Origin of the sequence: Vibrio sp. 10N.261.55.A7 (assembly GCF_002877365.1) — a bacterium.
Classification (GTDB): Bacteria; Pseudomonadota; Gammaproteobacteria; order Enterobacterales; family Vibrionaceae; genus Vibrio.
The window spans coordinates 1-20,037 of the sequence record NZ_MCWZ01000294.1; the positions used below are offsets into that span (position 1 = coordinate 1).

The 20,037-nt window shown below is 43.8% G+C and carries 17 protein-coding genes; 9 read left to right on the plus strand and 8 right to left on the minus strand.

Going from position 1 to position 20,037, the window contains the following annotated elements; translation table 11 throughout:
• Positions 1-432: 432 nt before the first annotated feature.
• Complete coding sequence (locus tag BCU12_RS15705) at positions 433-1,059, minus strand: hypothetical protein (protein WP_102405202.1); 627 nt, start codon at positions 1,057-1,059, stop codon at positions 433-435.
• Between the two features lie 237 nt (positions 1,060-1,296).
• Here BCU12_RS15705 and BCU12_RS15710 point away from each other — a divergent pair, with 237 nt between their 5' ends.
• The 3 genes from BCU12_RS15710 to BCU12_RS15720 all read left to right on the plus strand — a co-directional run bounded on the left by BCU12_RS15710 (position 1,297) and on the right by BCU12_RS15720 (position 3,860).
• Entirely contained in the window at positions 1,297-2,274 is a 978-nt protein-coding gene (locus tag BCU12_RS15710; RefSeq protein ID WP_102405203.1) for an integron integrase, read from the plus strand.
• A 75-nt stretch (positions 2,275-2,349) separates the two neighbouring features.
• The gene (locus BCU12_RS15715; RefSeq protein WP_102405204.1) at positions 2,350-3,327 is read left to right on the plus strand and encodes a Gfo/Idh/MocA family oxidoreductase; all 978 of its coding nucleotides are present in this window, start codon (positions 2,350-2,352) and stop codon (positions 3,325-3,327) included.
• Between the two features lie 131 nt (positions 3,328-3,458).
• On the plus strand, positions 3,459-3,860 hold the full coding sequence (locus BCU12_RS15720; protein WP_102405205.1) for an OsmC family protein: 402 nt from the start codon (positions 3,459-3,461) through the stop codon (positions 3,858-3,860).
• Between the two features lie 174 nt (positions 3,861-4,034).
• On the opposite strand, the gene fghA is transcribed toward BCU12_RS15720, so the two are convergent.
• From fghA to BCU12_RS15735, 3 genes are all read right to left on the minus strand, one after another.
• Positions 4,035-4,874, minus strand: a complete 840-nt coding sequence (gene fghA, locus BCU12_RS15725) for an S-formylglutathione hydrolase (protein WP_102405206.1) — start codon at positions 4,872-4,874, stop codon at positions 4,035-4,037.
• A 151-nt stretch (positions 4,875-5,025) separates the two neighbouring features.
• Positions 5,026-6,174, minus strand: coding sequence for an S-(hydroxymethyl)glutathione dehydrogenase/class III alcohol dehydrogenase (locus BCU12_RS15730; protein ID WP_102405207.1), 1,149 nt, complete (start codon positions 6,172-6,174; stop codon positions 5,026-5,028).
• A gap of 434 nt (positions 6,175-6,608) precedes the next feature.
• On the minus strand, positions 6,609-7,220 hold the full coding sequence (locus BCU12_RS15735) for a LysE family transporter (protein ID WP_102405208.1): 612 nt from the start codon (positions 7,218-7,220) through the stop codon (positions 6,609-6,611).
• A 245-nt stretch (positions 7,221-7,465) separates the two neighbouring features.
• Here BCU12_RS15735 and BCU12_RS15740 point away from each other — a divergent pair, with 245 nt between their 5' ends.
• Both BCU12_RS15740 and BCU12_RS15745 read left to right on the plus strand, forming a co-directional pair.
• Positions 7,466-8,545: a helix-turn-helix domain-containing protein gene (locus BCU12_RS15740; protein ID WP_102405209.1), complete on the plus strand. Its 1,080-nt coding sequence runs from the start codon at positions 7,466-7,468 to the stop codon at positions 8,543-8,545.
• Positions 8,546-8,674: 129 nt separating this feature from the next.
• Positions 8,675-9,547 carry a LysR family transcriptional regulator gene (locus BCU12_RS15745; RefSeq protein WP_102405210.1) on the plus strand — a complete coding sequence of 291 codons (873 nt, stop codon included), beginning with the start codon at positions 8,675-8,677 and terminating at the stop codon, positions 9,545-9,547.
• Here the strand turns inward: BCU12_RS15745 and BCU12_RS15750 are convergent.
• Positions 9,544-10,128, minus strand: a complete 585-nt coding sequence (locus BCU12_RS15750) for a LysE family translocator (protein ID WP_102405211.1) — start codon at positions 10,126-10,128, stop codon at positions 9,544-9,546. The genes BCU12_RS15745 and BCU12_RS15750 overlap by 4 nt on opposite strands.
• 113 nt (positions 10,129-10,241) lie before the next feature.
• Here BCU12_RS15750 and BCU12_RS15755 point away from each other — a divergent pair, with 113 nt between their 5' ends.
• The 3 genes from BCU12_RS15755 to BCU12_RS15765 all read left to right on the plus strand — a co-directional run bounded on the left by BCU12_RS15755 (position 10,242) and on the right by BCU12_RS15765 (position 11,962).
• Positions 10,242-10,682, plus strand: a complete 441-nt coding sequence (locus BCU12_RS15755; RefSeq protein WP_102405212.1) for an Lrp/AsnC family transcriptional regulator — start codon at positions 10,242-10,244, stop codon at positions 10,680-10,682.
• A gap of 341 nt (positions 10,683-11,023) precedes the next feature.
• Entirely contained in the window at positions 11,024-11,560 is a 537-nt protein-coding gene (locus tag BCU12_RS15760) for a CHASE3 domain-containing protein (protein WP_102405213.1), read from the plus strand.
• A gap of 12 nt (positions 11,561-11,572) precedes the next feature.
• Positions 11,573-11,962, plus strand: a complete 390-nt coding sequence (locus tag BCU12_RS15765; RefSeq protein ID WP_102405214.1) for a GGDEF domain-containing protein — start codon at positions 11,573-11,575, stop codon at positions 11,960-11,962.
• 214 nt (positions 11,963-12,176) lie between these two features.
• On the opposite strand, the gene BCU12_RS15770 is transcribed toward BCU12_RS15765, so the two are convergent.
• Entirely contained in the window at positions 12,177-13,637 is a 1,461-nt protein-coding gene (locus BCU12_RS15770; protein ID WP_102405215.1) for a DUF3360 family protein, read from the minus strand.
• 365 nt (positions 13,638-14,002) lie between these two features.
• Between BCU12_RS15770 and BCU12_RS15775 the strand changes: the two genes are divergently transcribed.
• Positions 14,003-16,561 carry a DUF294 nucleotidyltransferase-like domain-containing protein gene (locus BCU12_RS15775; protein WP_102405250.1) on the plus strand — a complete coding sequence of 853 codons (2,559 nt, stop codon included), beginning with the start codon at positions 14,003-14,005 and terminating at the stop codon, positions 16,559-16,561.
• Positions 16,562-16,673: 112 nt separating this feature from the next.
• On the opposite strand, the gene BCU12_RS15780 is transcribed toward BCU12_RS15775, so the two are convergent.
• Complete coding sequence (locus tag BCU12_RS15780) at positions 16,674-18,788, minus strand: methyl-accepting chemotaxis protein (protein ID WP_102405216.1); 2,115 nt, start codon at positions 18,786-18,788, stop codon at positions 16,674-16,676.
• 224 nt (positions 18,789-19,012) lie between these two features.
• Positions 19,013-19,900, minus strand: a complete 888-nt coding sequence (locus BCU12_RS15785) for a PA4780 family RIO1-like protein kinase (RefSeq protein WP_102405217.1) — start codon at positions 19,898-19,900, stop codon at positions 19,013-19,015.
• Between the last annotated feature and the right edge of the window lie 137 nt (positions 19,901-20,037).

Genomic DNA, 20,037 nt, shown 5'->3' on the forward strand with positions numbered 1-20,037 from the left:
TACCGAGCATACCAGACTCCAAACCGAAAGTGCCGAGCGTTGATAAGTCCACTTTAGTAATTTGTTAGTGGGCGGCTTCGCCATTGAATACTGATTATTGGCACAAACCCTTGTTACATGAGCCAATGCTAGATATTTGTAGAACTTACTTAGGTAACAACTCAACATTTGACTAGGCCAAACGAAGAGCCCTAAATCGAACATTAACATCATGCGATCCTGAACGATAAAGATCTTTGCCAGTAACACAATATTGCGACAAATACCGAATAAGCTTTAACCTCAAAACTTTTCAAAGCCTTAGACCACTAACGCCGCGTTAAGGGGTGAACAACGCCACCACCGAACCTAAACCATAGTGCCGTAAACACTAAAGCTAAATCAAACTGAAAATGCCAAGCGTTGAGAATCCCTCTTGAACGCCTTGTTATATTAATTTTCACCGCTCACGCTGACATAAAGATCTGTCAAAAAATGGCAGTATGTATCGACACAATGCACTGTAAACCCAGACTGTAAAATAACTTTGTTATCATCTGTAATATCTAAATGTTCACTTTGCTTTATGTAACCTCGAAGAACTTTATTGCCTGTTTTTATTGTTCCATCAGCATGAACTAGGCTGTTACGAATTTGCTGTATAAATAGTACTTCTTTCCACGCTTCATTATTTTTCGGGAAATTTACGAGCGCTACTTTTTCTAGATACTTTTGACATTGGTCTATGATCCCATTAGAGGCGAGATCTTTTAGTTTGACTGGACTAGCGATAGCGTTTTCATAAGTCTCACATAACTGCTGCATTTGATGCTCTAGAACAGAATAAGAGACTATTACTTCTGCTCGACGCTGAATTGAAGGAAAAATATTTTCGATTTCATCTAAGTCAACATCATGAGATTCAAGAGTAACTTCACTTGGCAAAGAGCCTGTATCCCGCATTTTGATTTTTAACTCGGTAACTTGTGTCGCTAGAAAGTCTTCGACTAGAAGCGCATGTAAGCGATATGAGTCTAAATCTGAGCAAAACTTGCCATATTGAAACGAGCTAAAAGTCACTATTATCTCCCAATTAATATAACGCTTATTAGACGGAAAAATTCTGCTAAAGAATCCTAGGTCATTCCACCTAATTATCTAAGAACAGTTCATACTAGAACATATGGTCATGTAAATCAGTGCATTAGGTGTGATTAAACCTATCGCTCATCACAGATTACGGAATAATTCCGTATAACATCATTTTTTGAAACTAGAGTCTAACACTGTGTTTATAATCAGTGTTTTGGGCGATAAATGAAATCTCCGTTTCTAAGCTACATACGTGAATATATGGTGTCTCGTCACTATTCAATAAGGACGATCGACGCATACTTATCGTGGATTTATCAATTCATTCTATTTAACGATAAACGACACCCGAAAGAGTTAGGCGTATACGAGGTTGAACAATTTCTATCTGCTCTTGTCACATCTCGAAACCTAGCTGCGCGCTCTCAAAGTCAGGCCTTAAATGCACTCGTTTTTCTATACAAACAGATCATTTTAAAGCCGATTGACGTTGATTTAAGATTTAGGAAATCGGTCAAAAGTAAAAAGCTTCCAACGGTTCTTACACAAAAAGAGGTTGGGGGGCTTTTAGCTCACTTTAGCTCAAGCCACCTTTTGCCTGCCCAGCTCATGTATGGATCTGGGCTGAGGTTAATGGAATGTTTGAGATTACGATTTCACGATATCGATTTTCATTATTCAGCCATTCGGGTTTGGCGAGCAAAAGGGAATAAGAACCGTGTGGTCACATTAGCGAAAGAGTTAATTCCTCTCTTGGAGCACCAACAAGAGCAAGTTAGATTGATTTGGCAGCAAGACAAATTGCAGCATGATTATTCAGGTGTTTGGTTACCTGATGCTTTGTCAAAAAAGTACCCAAATGCCAGTAAGGAACTCGATTGGCAGTATTTATTTCCATCAATTAGGCGCGCTGTTGATCCGGTTACCCACCTGACTCGTCGACATCACATTAATGAGTCAAGTGTTCAAAAAGCAGTGAAGCAAGCCGCGAAGTCGGCGGGGATCAGTAAGAATGTGTCTTGCCACACCTTAAGGCATTCCTTTGCGACGCATCTGCTCGAAAGTGGTTCAGATATTAGAACAGTTCAAGAGCAACTTGGGCACACCGACGTAAAAACAACGCAAATCTATACCCACGTCATCGATAGAGGCGCAAGTGGGGTAAGAAGCCCGTTATCTCAGATTTTTGTCCAATCCCCATAAACAAGACTGAAATGCTTGAACTCAGCGAAGCTTACACCGTATTCTTCTTTATCATTCTATAGATAGAGAAGCCAAATGATCCGTCTTGCAATCATAGGTACCAACTGGATAACCGATCAATTTATTGAAGCCGCTTTACTGACAGGCTCGTACAAGCTTACAGGTGTTTATTCACGTAGCTTGGACAGCGCGCAGAAATTTTCTGAAAAATACGCATCGCCAACGCTGTTTACCGATTTCGAAGAGTTAGCGAAGTCGAACCTTGTTGATGTGGTTTATATTGCAAGTCCCAATTCATTTCATGCTCCGCAGGCTGAACAACTGTTAAAAGCAGGGAAGCACGTTATTTGTGAAAAACCGCTCGCGTCAAATTACACACTAGCAAAGCAGCTTTATCAAACGGCAAAGGCAAACAATGTCATGTTGTTCGAAGCTTTCATGACGCCGCATATTCCGAATTTTAAAGTGCTAGAACAAGAGTTGAAGAACATTGGCCGATTGCGAAAAGCGATGATCAGTTACTGCCAGTATTCATCGCGCTATCCAAAGTATTTAAACGGTGAAAACCCAAACACATTCAATCCAAAGTTTTCTAATGGCTCGGTGATGGACATTGGGTATTACTGTGTTGGTGCAGCGATTGCTTTGTTTGGTGAACCAACGTCGATTAAGGCTCAGGCGTACTTACTTGATACCGGTGTCGATGCAAATGGAAGTGTGATTTTCCAATACCCAGAATTCGACGTCACTATTTGCCATTCCAAAACGAGTGATTCTTACCTGCCAAGTGAGTTTCAAGGAGAAGAGGCCGCTCTGCAGGTTGAAATGATCTCAATTTGTAACCGTATTTCCAAGATCAACCGAGGTGGAGAAACACAAGATCTCAGCGTAGAGCAAGTTGCAAATCGAATGTTTTATGAAGCAGAAGCGTTCGCGAAACAGTACGAAAGCAAGTCCATGAATGAAGACGAAATATCACGCTCCCTTACTGTTTCAAAGGTGTTAACCGAGATTCGTCGCCAGACGGGTGTTGTGTTTCCTGCCGACAGCTAAGTTCACTCCTTTCAAGGAGACTAGAGATAAAAGACAAGAGTCGAGAGGTAGAAGCGGGCTAATGCTTGTTGAGATGCCGCATTAGCTGCTATCTTTCGCAGTAAGATTTATCCAGTAATGAGAAGAAAAACATGCAAGCTGAAGTAAAGTGGATTGAAGATTTTAAATTCCTAGGGCAATCACAATCAGGTCACTCCATTGTGATGGATGGCAATGGCGGTGCAACGGCTCCAAGTCCAATGGAAATGGTGCTAATGGCCGCGGGTGGATGCAGCTCAGTCGATGTGGTTGATGGCTTGAAAGAAGAAGGGCAAAAGGTGTCAGAATGTGTGGCCAAACTGACGACCGAGCGCCGTGAAACTGCACCACGTATCTTCACTAAAATAAACATCCACTTTGAAGTCTCTGGTGAGAGTCTTGATGCTGATATCGTTGCTAAGGTCGCAAAAAACTCACTAGAGAAATATTGTTCGGTTTGTTTGATGTTAGGCGAAGGCATGGAAATGACCCACAGCTGGGAAATAATCGGATAGATACAGCCGTCTGCATTAACGTGAGGCGTGACGAAGAACGTCATTGAATGACAAAGGCTTTACTCATCTTCTTCACCAAATATAGGTGGGCAAGAAAGAGTAAAGCCTTTTTGTTTAAGTGAACGTTGTCTTGATCAAACGATGAGTCAGCAAGATCAATACTCAGAAACGGTCTTACGCCAACAAGTGTTTCGCATGAAATTCTAAATGATCATCGATAAAGCTAGAGATGAAATAGTAGCTGTGGTCGTAGCCTGGTTGCATGCGTAATTCCAAACTTGAATTTTTTTGATTCGCCGCCTCAACGAGCACTTGTGGTTTTAGCTGCTCTTCTAAGAAATTGTCTGCGTCCCCTTGGTCAACAAGTATCGGTAACGAAGATTGCTCGCGACGGAGCAGTTCACTAGCGTCATACTGTTCCCAATCGTCTTTGTTTGAACCGAGATAGGCGTTGAACGCTTTTTGGCCCCACGGACAAGCGATAGGGTTCGAAATTGGGCTGAACGCAGAAAGTGAGCGGTATTGATTCGCGTTCTTGAGGCCGATAGTTAATGCGCCGTGTCCTCCCATGCTGTGTCCAGACAATGACTTAACAGAAGTCACCGGAAAGTATTCTTCAATAATGCTTGGCAATTCTTGAGTGACATAGTCGTACATATGGTAATGACGTGACCACGGTTCTTGTGTCGCGTTTAAATAGAACCCTGCACCTTGACCCAAGTCGTAACCATCGTCATCAGCAACATCGTCGCCTCTTGGGCTCGTATCGGGGGCCACAATCGCCACACCAAGTTCAGCGGCTTTTTTAAAGGCGCCCGCTTTTTGCATGAAGTTTTCATCCGTACAGGTTAAACCTGATAGCCAATAGAGCACAGGAACTGGACTTGCTTTCGTCGCATTAGGTGGTAAGAAAATGGCAAAACGCATTGAACAGCTAAGAGTGTTGGATTGATGAGAGAACTGCTTATGCCATCCTCCAGCAACTTTTGCCTGGCTAATGTTTTCAATAGTCATAACGATTCCAAAAGGTAGAGAACGAAAGTAATCAAACGATCAAACGCCTAAGATACTCAAAATTTCAGTCTCAAAGGCGTTATTCAGTGTTGAAAGGTTGTTAGGTTTACCAATTTAAGGGCCTATGAGTTTAGACCCTCTAATCTTAGCCCTATCTGTCCATATGCAGAACAGTACGGATTGACTCACCCTTGTGCATTAGATCGAACGCGTCGTTAACTTCGTCTAGGCTCATTGTGTGAGTGATGAACTCTTGCAATCCAAATTCACCTGCCATGTAACGGTTTACGATTTCTGGAAGTTCAGAGCGGCCTTTAACACCACCGAAAGCAGAACCACGCCATACACGACCGGTCACGAGTTGGAATGGGCGAGTGGCGATCTCTTGACCTGCACCGGCAACACCAATAATTACCGATTCGCCCCAACCTTTGTGGCAGCACTCAAGCGCTTGACGCATCACGTTTACATTACCAATACACTCGAAGGAGTACTCAACGCCGCCGTCTGTCATCTCAACGATAACATCTTGGATTGGCTTGTCGAATTTCGTTGGGTTGATGCAGTCTGTCGCGCCAAGCTGTTTCGCTAGCTCGAATTTACTCTCGTTGATATCAACGCCGATGATGCGGTCAGCACCAGCCATGCGAGCACCGATGATGGCTGAAAGCCCAATACCGCCTAGGCCGAATACAGCAACGTTGTCGCCTTTTTCAACTTTCGCTGTGTTTAATACAGCGCCCATACCGGTTGTTACACCACAACCTAGCAGACAAACTTCTTCAAGCGGTGCGTCTTTGCTTACCTTGGCGAGGGAGATTTCTGGTAGAACCGTGTACTCAGAGAAAGTTGAGCAACCCATGTAATGGAAAATCGTTTCACCATTGATAGAGAAGCGGCTTGTCCCGTCTGGCATTAGGCCTTTACCTTGGGTTTCACGAACCGCTTGGCATAGGTTAGTTTTACCCGATTTACAGAACTTACATTCGCCACATTCTGCTGTGTAAAGTGGGATAACGTGGTCGCCAACTTCAACACTTGTTACGCCTTCACCGATCATCTCAACGATACCGCCACCTTCGTGACCAAGGATAGATGGGAAGATACCTTCTGGATCGTCACCTGATAGTGTGAATGCATCAGTGTGGCAAACGCCAGTTGCGACGATGCGAACAAGAACTTCGCCTGCTTTAGGAAGTTGAACATCCACTTCTTCACGTTTAAGTGGCTCTCCAGCTGCCCAAGCAACCATTGCTTTTGATTTGATATGAGTTTGACCAGGTTTGATTTCAATCGCCATTTTGTTGTCCTATCTAGTTCGTTGAACGAGCAGCGTATTGCTTAAACTCTTTCAACCTTAAGTTCAGTTATCTGATTAAGATTAGAAGAGAGCGCTGCACTTCGCTGACTGTTTTAACCAATGTAAGGTGTTGAGCTAATCTCTAGTGCTAAACCGATATAAAGCGCTAAACCCACATATCGGGATTCGCCTAAGTGGTGTCTCGTACCCTACGCCAGTTCTTTATGATGTGGCTTAGTATAAGTTTTTCTTGAGAGATTATAATCCAGTGATAATGGAAAAGATTTTTACGTATTTGTAATAGTTAGGCGATCTACTGAGTGTGGTTTGCTTTGAAGCAGCGTATTTGGTACTCGTTTAACCAGATCTCTGTACGTCAATGCTTCTCACTTGAAACTTGACGCTTGGCACTTGAAACTTGGAAAGAAGAAAGCTTATTTGTAGAACGGCAAACTGGCACCAACGAAAACAAACAGGCCTCCAGAAATGCGATTAAACGTCTTACCTTTCTGCTCTAGCCAAGGGCGAATTCTGCTCGCCACTCTTGAAATTGTATATTCAGCAATAAACTCTACGGCCGCGAGAGTTGACGCCATGATCAGGAACTGAATCACAAGCGAACGGCTAGGATCGATGAATTGCGGTAAAAAGGCGCCGAAAAAGAGCAGCACTTTTGGGTTCGTGATGGCCGCCAATCCACCTTGGCGAAAGAGAGCAAACTGGCTCACATGTTTACCCGTTGGCGTTGCCTTGAGTTCAAGAGCAGGAGAGCGCCAAATCCGAATACCCAAGACGATCAAATAGCAGCCTCCAATCCATTTTAGTACAGGTAACGCGTGAGCAGAAGCCAGAATTAATGCGCTAACACCAAACATGGCAAGGCCGAGTAACACGACAAATCCTAATACGCCCCCCGTGATCGTAAACAACGTTTTCCTATGGCCATACATCGCACCATGGGTTAAAGCTAGAAGCCCGTTGGGCCCTGGCGCAATAGAAAGCCCAATGATTGCAAACAAGTAAACCAGCCAGGTGTCGAGTGTCATCGTGTTTCTCACTTTTGTATAAAGTCTCTTCAGTAGCAAAAGGATAGGGCAAATATGGAACATATTTAAGATACAAAATAGACCACTTACGGTAATATTTGGACCTTAGATGCTATGGACCAATACCCATAAACGTAACGGTCACAACCAATGGATGCCGAAAATCCCGTGCGCTACGGTTCTATGGAAAGAGAAAGACATAGAAAAACGTCAGACATAAGAATGACCAAAGTAGGGAGGTGCGCATGAGTCAACCGGATAGATTAAGCGAGAAGAAAAGCTTGATTGATCAAGACCATTTCAATCAAGAAAGAGACGCGACGGGTGCTATTGATGCCACAGCCATTCGTGATCCTGATGTTCGCTTTCTGCTGCTGCCACTGGATCACTTTAGCATGTTGCCGTTTGGTGGGTTTCTCGACAAGCTGCGCTTTTCAGCCGATGAAGAAGACTACAGTAATCAGCATTACTGCGCTTGGTCCACGATAGGATTGGAGAAAAAGCACGTTCTATCCAGTAGCGGTATTCCTCTTGCCATAGAAACCACGTTTGACGAGGTCGATCTTGCCGATTATGACTATCTAGTGGTGTTTGGTGGAAGAAGCGCAAGGCAGTCCCAGCGGCTTGCGAACCAATATCAAAGGGTACTTGCACAGGCTTCGAAAAAGGGAGTCACGCTCGTGAGCATTGATAACGCGTGTTTTTTATTTGCCGAGGCAGGGCTGCTTGACCGCCATACAGTCGCTGTTCACTGGCGGCATAGGCAAGAGTTTCAAACCGCGTTCCCGAACATTGACGTGTCTACTGACAAACTGTTTAGTGTTGATAGCACGAGAATTAGCTGCGCAGGTGGCAGCGCTACTATCGATCTCGCCGTTGAGTTACTGTCTCGTCATTGTGGGCGAGCTAAAGCGCTTAAGGGATTGGCGGATATGTTGGTGGACGATGCTCGAAGCTCAAATCATGCGCTGAAATCGTTACTTAATGATGTACCAGTTATCTCAAGTCGCCCTGTTAGCCGAGCCATTGGCCTTATGCGTCATTGGCTTTCGGAGTCTAAAACCATTGATCACGTTGCAACGAAACTGGCGATAAGTCGTCGACAGCTCGACCGTCTATTTCATTTACACCTTAATCAAAGTGCCCGTGAATATTGGGCAGAAATGCGACTTCAGCATGTCTATTGGCGAGTGGTGAATTCGGATCATAACCTTCAACACTTAGCGGATGAAATCGGCGTTCAGGATGTGAGCTATCTATGTAAGATCTTCAAAAAACGTTTTGGGATGACACCAAAATCAGCGCGTACTTCGTCATCCAAATAGAACCGTCTAAGGAGCAGGGTATTCCTTCATTAATACACTTTGTCTTCAAATGGGTTGTGAAAGTGACCTATTCAATCAAATTATGCAATAATCAAAGTGTGTTGGTGAAACGAAATTAGGCAGTGTCATATGGCGAACTGGGAAGGGGTCACAGAGTTTGTGGCGGTAGCGGAAACAAGCAGCTTTACAACCGCGGCGAAAAAGCTCAAAACTTCGGTTGCACAAGTCAGTCGAAGAGTTTCTGCGCTGGAAGATCGGTTGGCCGTTAAGTTGTTACACCGCACAACACGAAAAGTCACGCTTTCAGAGGCGGGGCAGCTCTACTTCCAACAATGTAAGCATTTGGTGGAAGGTCTTGAGATAGCCGAACTCGCTGTGACACAAATGCAGACATCACCAAAAGGCTTGTTAAAAGTCACGGCTCCGGTGACTTATGGAGAAACCCACCTGGCGCCGTTTATCCACCAGTTTTTGTCTTTGTACCCGCAGATCGACCTCGAACTCACGCTAAGCAATCAGAAGTTGGATTTAATCGAACAAGGTGTTGATGTGGCCATACGTTTAGGCCGCCTAGAAGACTCCACACTGATTGCAAAAAGGCTGTCAGAACGCCAGCTGTATGTGTGCGCAAGCCCCGATTATCTGGAGAGAAACGGTGAGCCGCATACGCTATCCGAACTCAACCGTCACAGTTGCCTGGTGGGATCCTTTGAGCATTGGCGCTTTCGAGTTCAGGGTAGAGAAACGCCCATTCGAGTTTCAGGGCGTATTAAATGCAACAGCGGTCTTTCGCTGCTTGATGCAGCAAAGCGACATCTAGGGTTAGTTCAATTGCCGGATTACTATGTCAACGATGCCTTAGAAAGTGGCGAGTTAGTGGAAGTGTTGAGTGATTTTAGAGATGAGAAAGAGGGCATTTGGGCGGTCTATCCCCAGAATAGGAACTTATCGCCCAAGGTTCGCTTATTGATTGATTTTCTAAGTGATAAGCTCACTCACTAGATCATTGGCACGGTTGACGCGATGAGCAGCACTGCCATTGAAACGTTGAACCCGCGAATACGAAAAGGCGTGGTCAGCCAGTGCTGCAGCTTCTGCCCAGCGTAAGTCCAAAAGCTGACAGACGGAATGTTGGCAAGGGTAAATGCTAGGGCGATAATGCAAAGCTCAATCCATGCACCGCCGCTGCTGAATAGGGTCACTGCACTTAACGCCATTGACCACCCCTTTGGGTTAACCCATTGAAAACTTGCGGCGCCAATAAAGCTAAGCGGCTTAAAATCATCGACTTCTTTTGCTTTTCCACTCATCGCTATTTTTGCCGCCAAGTAAATCAGATACGCCAAACTGACGTACTTCAAGATTTGATGACTGATGGGATAAGCGTTAAAAATACCCATTAATCCAACTCCCACCAGTATCACCATAAAAGCAAAACCTAGAGAGACACCAAGCATATGTGGAATGGTGCGTGCGAAACCAACGTTTGCTCCAGAGGTCATCAGCATGATGTTATTGGGTCCTGGGGTGAAGGTGGAGACAAACGCGAATAGCAATAATGCGCCTAATTGTTCTAATTCCATTGAAATTTCCTGTCTGTTTTCGATGACTCAATACCCACAATGTTAAGTAGTATTTGACGCAATTTTGTGCTTTTATTGAGTGATATGGAAGAAACTGAGCAATGAAATACGGTATGGATCGATTTGACGAAAGAATATTGCAAGAGCTAAAAGCAGACGGCAGAATCTCGAATGTTGTGCTGTCAGAGCGGGTAGGCTTGTCTCCGTCGGCAACCTTGCGACGTGTACAAGAACTAGAGCGCACAGAAGTGATCAAAGGCTATCGGGCGATTCTTAATGGTGAACCATTGGGTATCGGCTTTATCGCGTACGTATCGATTGGACTGGCGAGTCACAGCAAAAAGGCGCAGCTTGAATTTGAAGAGCATGTACGTTTTGTTGATGAAGTGGTGGAGTGCCATAACATTACTGGCGCAAATGAATACCTCTTGCGTGTCGAGACCAGTACATTACAGAGCTACAAGCGCATTCACGCTGATGTTTTGGGGGAATGTGAGCATGTTAAATCGATAACAACCATGGTGGTCATGGGGTCTCCGAAAGATGAACGTTAGCTGAAGCTTAAGGAACTCATACTATTTTTCGTCATTTCAATCAGTTCGGATAAATAATCCATTCAATCTACTATGCACTTCTCAAGTGACTCTACTAAGCGAAAGGTTTATTAGGGAACATGGTAGATTGCATCGCCTGTTTCGAGTTTATCGTCAAACGCTTGAACTAAAATTACCCACGAGTGTACGGTTAAAGCTAGCAGTCATACTATTATTTTATTTGCTGCATCAATTGGCAATTCCATACTGTTTTATTTTCTTGAATCCCACAGTGACGATAGAGTTCGTTGGGTAAATCATAACAATAGTGCTATTTACCATTTTCAGTTGCTTCTTAGTGCATGAAAGATGCGGAGATTGGTCAGCGCGGATTCCTATTAACGATCACTCCAGAGTATTTAGAGCCTTATCATCTTGGTCGATTAGAAGCCTTGGGCGAGATACATAGGCTAAAAAAATTGACGTCTAATAATTCTGAGCAGAAAGAGAGAATCGATAAAGTAACAAAGCGACTAGATGCATTAGATGGGTATATACAACTCATTCAGATTATTGAGATTGTATTCTTTACCTTATTTTCGATTATCAACTATGTTTTTGTCCACGACCGTTTATTTGCGCCATTGAAAGTGCTCCTTACTAATACTGAGAGAATGAAAAAAGGAGAGGCATTAAGCATTTCAGATCGTGTTCCAAAAGATGAAATGGGCGTATTACTATCTAGTTTCTATTCCATTAGCTCGCAAGTCCATGAGCGGACGGAGCGATTACATTATGAGTCGATTCACGATGGATTAACGGGCTTAAAAGACAGAAAAACGCTTGATAACGAAATCCTTAAAGAAGTGGCACATTCTAGAGTCACTGAATCAAAATAGGCTCTATTCTATATTGATTTAAATAAGTTTAAGCCTATAAATGATAAATATGGCCACGAAGTAGGAGATATGGTTCTTATAGAAGTTGGAAAGCGCTTAACGTCTGCGGTTCGGTCGAATGAATCGGTATTTCGAGTGGGTGGAGATGAGTTTGTAATTCTTGTTAAACAGATTCATATGGAATCGGAAATTGAGTTGGTCGTTCAAAAAATCGTATTAGGTTTTGTACCTAAGTTTGCTGCGAAAGATTTGCTACTTGATATTACCCTCAGTATTGGCGTTTCTATATCCCCTGACTATAGTCATGATGGTAATAGCCTTATTCACTACGCTGATGTCGCGATGTTTCAAGCAAAGAAAACGGATGGATGTGATTACGTCATATACTCTCCACAAGTATAAAGAGATAACTCCGGCCACCTTCTGCTTTTGAGCGATGGCTTAACAGTCGCTATTTAAGTATTCAGTCAAATCGATGTCGGAACTACATGAAACGGATTAAGGCTCTGTTGCTGATACAACAGTAAAAACGTGAGAGACGCATAATGTTAGGTTGAGTCATTTGAAAGCAAAACAAAAGGCGCAGAGTGTGTCTGCGCCCAAGCATGGTGAAAAATTAATTACCAATAAGAGCCGGTATTCCTGGAAGCTGACCAACGGCTGCTAATGAACCAACACAGATGACAAACGCTGCACCTGGGATAAGGTACTTGTCTTTGTTTGAAAGTTCTTTAGCTCGCTCGTGATCACCGATAAGACCCATGTTATCGAGCAGCATTGTTGTTGCCCAACCAAAAACAGGGTTTACAAATGCACAAGCAAAAATACAGATACCGGCACTTAGTGAGTCCTTATGCTTGTGGATCATTTGCATACCGGCTTCAAGTAGCGGTAAGAAAACACCTACGATCAAGGCAACGCGCAGAACAGGCTCCCACATGGCGAGATCCATCGGGTAGCCGATAACCGCAGCAGCGATACACATCACACCAGTGAGTAGAGCACCACCTGGAATAGGGCGCTTAGCGATGGCGGCAGGGATCATATAGGTCCCCCACGATGAAGCTAGGTTACCACCGCCTAGGAAAGACCCAATCCCCTGTCGTATCGAAGCAACCATCATGGTGTCATCAACGTCCATCAGAACGCCTTTTGCATCTTTAGGGTAGTTAAGTTCCTGGAATACACGATGTCCAAGGTAGTCTGGAGACCACATCGCGACGGCCAGAAGTGCAAATGGCGTTACCGCAACAAAGTGAGCGAAGTTCGGCCAGCCCAGTTGCCAACCTGTGTCTTCACCCCACCAGTAGAAAGGGCTGAAATGTGGTAGGCCAGGCTCGGTCGAGAAGGCAAATTCTGCCCCCATTGCATAAGCGACAATACCGGCAATCAAAGAACATAGCGGGATCGCCAGCCAGCGTTTATTGATTTTTGCCAGATAAGCGTAAACCGCCAAAGTTACGCCTATTACAGCAAATGAAATGTACCCTTGGTCTGAGCTCGCTGCCCACGCTTCGGTTTTGTTGATTTGACCGATCAAACCCACTGCACCAAGGTAGATAAGTAAACCGCCCCGTACACCGACCCCCGTGAGGGTCATTAATTTTGAGCCACCTTTGGTATAAGCGAGTACAAGACCAAATACACACACCATAATACCGAGTGCCAGTGGATGTCCTCCAGCGGCGGCAATCAAGGGTATTAACGGAATCATCGGACCATGGGTACCGGCCAGGTTTGCGTTAGGGTTTAAAATTGCCGAGAATAAAATAACAAAAAGACCACCTGCAATGAGCAACTCGTAGCGAACGTTCTCTGCGACAAACTCAGGAGACAATCCAAACTGCGCAGCAAATACGGCAACCATAGCGGTGACCATCACAACTTTACCGATGGTAGCGGCAAGTGCTGGTACCAGGTCTTCCAGCTCGACACTGTAGTCACGTGAAGGTAAGTGAATCCCCCAACGACTAAAACTCATGATTTTTAGATCGTGATTTAGAAACTCTTCACGGCTATCAAACTCTTGCGCCTTACGACGCATATCTCTATAAAAAGTCTTGCTTTTATTAGACATCTACTTTTTCCTTATAGGATTTCGAGCCAACCCATTTCGTTCTATCTCACTTACGCGTGGCATACTGACCTTCGATCAATACGGGGCGACATCCCAGACGCTACCATGCACCTTTATCGTTGTAATAAAGAGGAGATAGGATGAACTGTTGCTCGATAATAAATAAACGGGAACCTCTTGTTCCCGTATGAAATACGAACGACGACTTCATCATGAGTCTAGAAAATGCATTTACAGAACTTATTGATTTAGATTAATCAATAGTCAGGGAGCAGGTGAAGAGTGCCGCTAATTTTTATAAGATTGCAGCACACTGCACACTTTTGAGTGAATTATCAATTATCCTGTGGGCCGGTAAAAACAGAATGAAAATCTCCGAACATGCTAACCGCACCGAGCAACTTTTTGGTATTCGAGCCGAAGAAATCCATAAATGGATTGATGGTTTCTTTGATCATAATGGCGGTGATCACTCGTTAAGAATGTCCAGTAATATGGACTATGATCCTTACGATCATCGTCGTTTTCGCCACTGTAAAGAGGCACTTGCTGAAGCGGTAAAAGAGTTTGGCGACAAATATACCAATCAGCAAATCAAAGATGTTTTTGAAACCCATGTTCGCGATGACTATGCGGGTTATTTGCCATTAAGGGCCGATTTTGAAAACGGTACGTTTACAGCAAAATACCACGACGCGGCGCATGCAGAAGAGATTCGTGAAGTTCTTGATGCGGGTGAGCTTGAAGATTATTTTAGTGGTTTTCATCACTCTCACCAAGAGAATCACTCCTCTTTGAATACGTTCAGTTTTCGTATTGTCCTACCGACAATTATTGCAATTGTGATGTTCATAACCTCAATTATCTACGTCATTGTTCCGTTGGTTGAAGATTCAATGCGTGGCCAAAAGAGGCAGATGCTTAAAGAGCTAACATCCACAGCGGTGAGTATTGTAGATAGTTACGTAACTCAGGAGTTGAATGGCTTGATGTCAACTGAGGAAGCGCAAAAAAAAGCAGCCTTGGAAATTAAAGCCATGCGTTACGGCACTGAAAATAAAGACTATTTCTTTATAACTGATATGCACCCCAAAATGATCATGCATCCATATCGACATGACTTAACAGGGCAAGACCTTACCAACTATAGAGACAGCGAGAATACTACAGGTTTTCCGGTGTTTGTTGAGATCACTAAGCTAGTCAAAGCCAAGCAGCATGGATTTTTAGAGTATCAGTGGCAGTGGAAAGACGATCCAAACATTACGGCACCAAAAATGACTTATGTTCAGGGTATTGAAGAGTGGCAATGGATCATTGGCACAGGGGTCTATTTTCAAGATGTACAGCAAGGTATTGATCGTCTAGAAGCGACGTTATATCGAGTGTTTTTTATTATTACCTTAGGCTTGATTGGTGTGATGGGTTATGTACTTTCACAATCAAAAGCGACTGAAATTCGTAAAAAACGTGCTGAAATGGCGCTACATGAAGCAAAAGATCGCTATCGCGCTCTAGTAGAGTCTTCCAATGAAGGTTACATTTTAGAAGCTGATGGCAAGATTATTTTTTCTAATAGCCGTTTACATCAGCTACTTGGATATACTGATAGTGAGTTAAAAGACCATTCTATTTGGAAAGCGCTGTTTGCCGAAAGCCCGCAAAACAGAGAAGTGATTCAACACCTATTGCAACTGTTTAATAATGAAAGCGACCCCGGAGAGTTTGAAGCGCAACTAAAAACCAAAAGTGGGAAACAGATCGATATCATTCTAAGTACCTCTAAGATCTTTTTATCTGAAAAGTTAGGTCATGTGATCTCATTTCGTCCGATCGTACGTAAGATTTACGGTGGTCGCTTTGGTTCGGTGAATCAGGTGAGTAATTACCAAAAACTCAGTAGTGTCATTGTGACCGAAATTGAAAACGGCCAGAGTCATGGGCAAGTGGTGGAGTCGCTTAATCAACTGCCAGATCTGATCCGAGAAATGATAGAGGTAGGCTCACGCCCTGACTACCTTCGTCGTCTTATTGGTAGCACTTATGATGCGGCCATTTGCCGATTTATCGATCTGACCATTGAAGATATTGGGCAGCCGCCGGTACCATTCTCTTTTATCTCTTTTGGCAGTAATGCTCGCCATGATATGACCCTGTTCTCCGATCAAGATAATGCGATTGTCTTTGAAACGCCTGACGACACTGACCTGAAGTCTATTCGACGCTACTTCCTACATTTGGCAGAAAAAGTCTGCGGTATGCTTAATCAAGCGGGGTACAGCTATTGTGATGGTTTGATCATGGCATCTAACCACCAGTGGTGTTTAAGCCAAAAAGAGTGGCAGGCCAATTTTGGTAACTGGATTGCTCAAGCTTCGCCGGATTCCATTCTTGAACTCAATGTGTTTTTTGATATTAGAGCGACTTATGGTGAAACGCGTTTGGTTGATGCGATTCAATCACACATTCAACTTTTACTTCGTCAGCACCCAGAGTTTTTACCTATTTACGCGCAAAACTGTTTGTCTTATGAAGTACCGCTTAATACCGATGATGAGATAAAAACGGAAAAGCATGACGGTAGAGAGTCGTTGAATTTAAAGGATTGTTTAAGACCAATGGAGATTTTCTGTAGGCTCTACGCACTAAGAAATGACATTCGAGAAGTCAATACAATGGCGAGGCTAAAAGGGCTATTAGCGGAAGAAGAGATTGATGCGAAAGACTTTCGTGAAATGGTCTATATCTTTGATCATATATGGCACCTGCGTTTTATGAACCAGATTATAGAGTATACCGATCTACGAAAAGTGAATGATGTATTGGCGCTTAATGACCTTACTTATCTTGAGCAGAAGAATCTAAAGAACGTAGTAAGCCGCATTTCAATTTTCCGCGATAAAGTAATACGAGACTTTTTCTAATTTGTTTAAACCGAATGACCAGACGTAAACATAGAAGAGGTGAACTCATTAGTTCACCTCTTCTTTTGTATTTCATTGACTCCCTTTGTATTAATTTCTAGGTTTGAGACTATTAAGTTTTTAGCCTATCAAGCTGTTCATACTGAGCCCGAACAAGCTCTGATAGGTGATTACTACTATCAAATGATTCATCAGCTAAGCGTGCGAGTTGAGCGGTTGAATCTGATATACCGGTGATGTTTCGATTTATCTCTTCGGTCACAGCGCTTTGCTCTTCTGCTGCTGTTGCGATATGAGTGATCTGGCTTGAAACCGTATCAATTTGACCGACGATAGCGCTGATAGAAGATAGAGCCTCGTTAGTTTGTGATACCGCGAGCTCAGCTTTTTCTGTGCCTGACTCAATGACTTTCGAGGCACTATTCACTTCAACTTGGAGTGCGTGGATAAGCTTAGTAATGTCATCGGTAGAGCTTTGAGTTTTAGAGGCAAGAGATCGAACTTCATCGGCAACCACGGCAAAACCTCGACCTTGTTCACCAGCTCGGGCTGCCTCAATGGCGGCATTGAGAGCGAGGAGGTTTGTTTGCTCGGCTATTGAGCTAATCACTTCAACAATCGAGCTTATATTGTTGCTGCTATCAGACACTTTGTTTACCGCCTCTTTCGCTTCAATCGATTCTTTAGACATAGTGTCAACATGTTCCATTGCCAATACTAAGCTGTTTTCGCAAGACTTGAGGTTTTTCGACATATCTTCGGTTTCACTTGCGGTTTGCTCTGATGCGTTAGCCACTTCTGAAGCGGTTGCACTCATTTGATTCATTGCGGTGACAACATTCTCTATTTCACGGTTCTGATCATTAAGGCTGTCTCTAGTTTGTTGGGCGATGGTCGCGGTTGAAGCACTGACATTCTGTGATTGATCCGCTAGCCCTTTCAGTTCGATGATCAAGGTTTTAAGCTTGTCTATAAATAAGTTAAAGCCGCGACTAAGTGCGATAAGTTCAGCGTGGGATTCGATGGTCACTGATTGGGTAAGGTCACCTTCTGAACTGGCTAGGTTTTCAACCCGAGACTGAATGGTTTTGATTGGGGCGACAATCCCTTTAATGACAATAGAAATACTGATGATCGCAATGACGGAAACGACAAATCCTATAATCATCTGCAGCCTTCCCAATGAGTTCGCCATTTCTTGCATGGAAGCACTCAACACATTAGCCGTGCTAAAGGCTTCTTGAATTGGCACTTCTATGATCAGTGACCAACTGCTATTTGCTAAGGGAATATCAATACTGTACGCAACGGCAATTTCACTATCATCTTCAAAATAACCTTTACCTTGATGAAGAGAGCTTAAAGCTTGGACCAATCCAGCTGGAATAGCCTCGCTTAACGGGCGACCTCTTTGATCGTAGTGACTGGCTGCCACAATGAGTCCTCGTTCACTTAACAAGGTCACCTTTGCGTTGCCCCCATAGAGGCTTTGAGATAACTCATCGATTAATAGTTGGAAAGTGGGAAGATGAATATCTACCCCTACTACGCCAGAGAAACGGCCTTGTTTGATGACGGGAGCGACAAGCGAACTCATCATGATTTTCTGACCATTCACTTCCTCAAGGTAAGGCTCCATTACACAGGGCTTAAGGTTATCTTTAGAACATAAGTACCATTCCGCTTCTCGTAAACCAAACTCGTCAACCTCATTGGCGTATTTTTCGCCAGCATCTTCGACTTGTTCTTGTACAACGCTGCCGTCACTTTCTCGATAAAAATAGAGCTCTAAGCTACCGACATCTGGCACACTGTGCGTGGTGTTTTGGAGGTTGTTAGCATCATCGCCATCAAATCCATTGGGTTCAAATTGAGCGTAAATAGCCGACAGGTGAGGGCTATTGTTCAATGTCGCACCGAGATTCCCCTCTACAGCATCTCTTGAGCTGAAAGAGAGCTCGGACGTTTCGGAAATCGAAGCGGCAATAGAATAGGGGATTTGATAAGCGCTATTAATAAACCCTGCAATTTTTTCACCGTATAACCCTGCCGTTGACGAGAGCTTGGCTTGTATTTCGAAGTGAATACCTTGCTGAACTTGGCTCGCCATTTGAGCGTTTTTCTCATTCAGTGTCCACCACAAGGAGATGGAGAGAAGGAGAACGATCGACAAAAATAGCGTCGATGTAATCCAAAGCAGCTTAGTACTGATCGATAAATGCTTCATAACTAACCTTCGGTTAATGCTGAATAAATAAAGAGATGGTTAGCTTTAAAGTTAGCAGTTGAGGACTTAGTTACAAGGTACGAGCATTGAAGAGGAAAACACAAGTAATGAGTAGGTAAATTCGGTTATATAAACTTTAGCTGAATTGACAGAGGAAGTGATTTAAACGCGTCAACCAATAGTGGTGACGCGAATTGAATAGGTGTTGCTTCAACTAAGCTAAATCAGTCTTCAGCCCAATTGAATTTACTCTCGTCGACACCCTCTTTTGCTTCTTTAATGCGCTCTCTTCTAAATTGTTCTTCGCGTCGAGCATCGTCGATCTCTTGTATGATGGCGGCAAGATCAGCTTCAATGTCTTGTTCGACAAACTGGCCAGTCAATTTGGTTTCAGGTTTCAAATCACCTTTCTCAAAAATTGCCCAGATCTCTTTGGCATACTCTGTTGTCGCTAGCTCTGGAGCAAACTGCGCGTAATAATCTCTTATGTTATTGATATCACGGGTGAGCATCCACTCGGCATTATTGTTTGCAGCGGCATCCACGGCTTGAGGCAAATCAATAATTACTGGCCCATATTCATCAACCAACACATTAAATTCAGACAAGTCACCATGAATTAAACCCACACACAGCATTTTAACGACATACGTCATCATGACCGCATGGTCTTCAAGCGCTTGCTCTTCTGACATCATCACATCGTTGAGCCTAGGTGCGACATAGCCTTCATCATCTGTAACAAGCTCCATGAGAAGCACGCCATCGTAACAACCATAAGGTTCAGGAACACGTACACCCGCCGCAGCCAGTTTATACAGCGCGTCTACTTCGGCACTTTGCCACACTTTTTCTTGCTGATCTCGGCCAAAGCCAGAGCCTTTTTCCATCGCGCGCGCGCGGCGGCTGTTTCTGACTTTACGTCCTTCTCGGTAGGCAACGGCCTTTTTGAAGCTGCGCTGCGTGACCTCTTTGTACACTTTGGCACAGCGGATCTCTTCGCCGCTGCGTACAATGTACACATCGGCTTCTTTGCCACTCATGAGTTGGCTAGTTACCTCGTCGACTAAACCATCGTCAACTAAAGGCTGTATTCTTTTCGGTATTTTCATAGCGTCGTTATACGCTAGTTAACTCGAAGATGTAATGTCTAATCGACAAAAAATTAAGTATTTCGTAGCTAATTGATACTAAATAGTGCCTTTGGGAGGTGAGAACAATCGGCGAATGAACAATACAAGTTTCGCAA

Coding starts and splice junctions, on each gene's coding strand:
- BCU12_RS15710 (WP_102405203.1), top strand. CDS start 1,297: ATGAAATCTCCGTTTCTAAGCTACATACGTGAATATATGGTGTCTCGT.
- BCU12_RS15715 (WP_102405204.1), top strand. CDS start 2,350: ATGATCCGTCTTGCAATCATAGGTACCAACTGGATAACCGATCAATTT.
- BCU12_RS15720 (WP_102405205.1), top strand. CDS start 3,459: ATGCAAGCTGAAGTAAAGTGGATTGAAGATTTTAAATTCCTAGGGCAA.
- fghA (WP_102405206.1), bottom strand. CDS start 4,874: ATGACTATTGAAAACATTAGCCAGGCAAAAGTTGCTGGAGGATGGCAT.
- BCU12_RS15730 (WP_102405207.1), bottom strand. CDS start 6,174: ATGGCGATTGAAATCAAACCTGGTCAAACTCATATCAAATCAAAAGCA.
- BCU12_RS15735 (WP_102405208.1), bottom strand. CDS start 7,220: ATGACACTCGACACCTGGCTGGTTTACTTGTTTGCAATCATTGGGCTT.
- BCU12_RS15740 (WP_102405209.1), top strand. CDS start 7,466: ATGAGTCAACCGGATAGATTAAGCGAGAAGAAAAGCTTGATTGATCAA.
- BCU12_RS15745 (WP_102405210.1), top strand. CDS start 8,675: ATGGCGAACTGGGAAGGGGTCACAGAGTTTGTGGCGGTAGCGGAAACA.
- BCU12_RS15750 (WP_102405211.1), bottom strand. CDS start 10,128: ATGGAATTAGAACAATTAGGCGCATTATTGCTATTCGCGTTTGTCTCC.
- BCU12_RS15755 (WP_102405212.1), top strand. CDS start 10,242: ATGGATCGATTTGACGAAAGAATATTGCAAGAGCTAAAAGCAGACGGC.
- BCU12_RS15760 (WP_102405213.1), top strand. CDS start 11,024: ATGAAAGATGCGGAGATTGGTCAGCGCGGATTCCTATTAACGATCACT.
- BCU12_RS15770 (WP_102405215.1), bottom strand. CDS start 13,637: ATGTCTAATAAAAGCAAGACTTTTTATAGAGATATGCGTCGTAAGGCG.
- BCU12_RS15775 (WP_102405250.1), top strand. CDS start 14,003: ATGAAAATCTCCGAACATGCTAACCGCACCGAGCAACTTTTTGGTATT.
- BCU12_RS15780 (WP_102405216.1), bottom strand. CDS start 18,788: ATGAAGCATTTATCGATCAGTACTAAGCTGCTTTGGATTACATCGACG.
- BCU12_RS15785 (WP_102405217.1), bottom strand. CDS start 19,900: ATGAAAATACCGAAAAGAATACAGCCTTTAGTTGACGATGGTTTAGTC.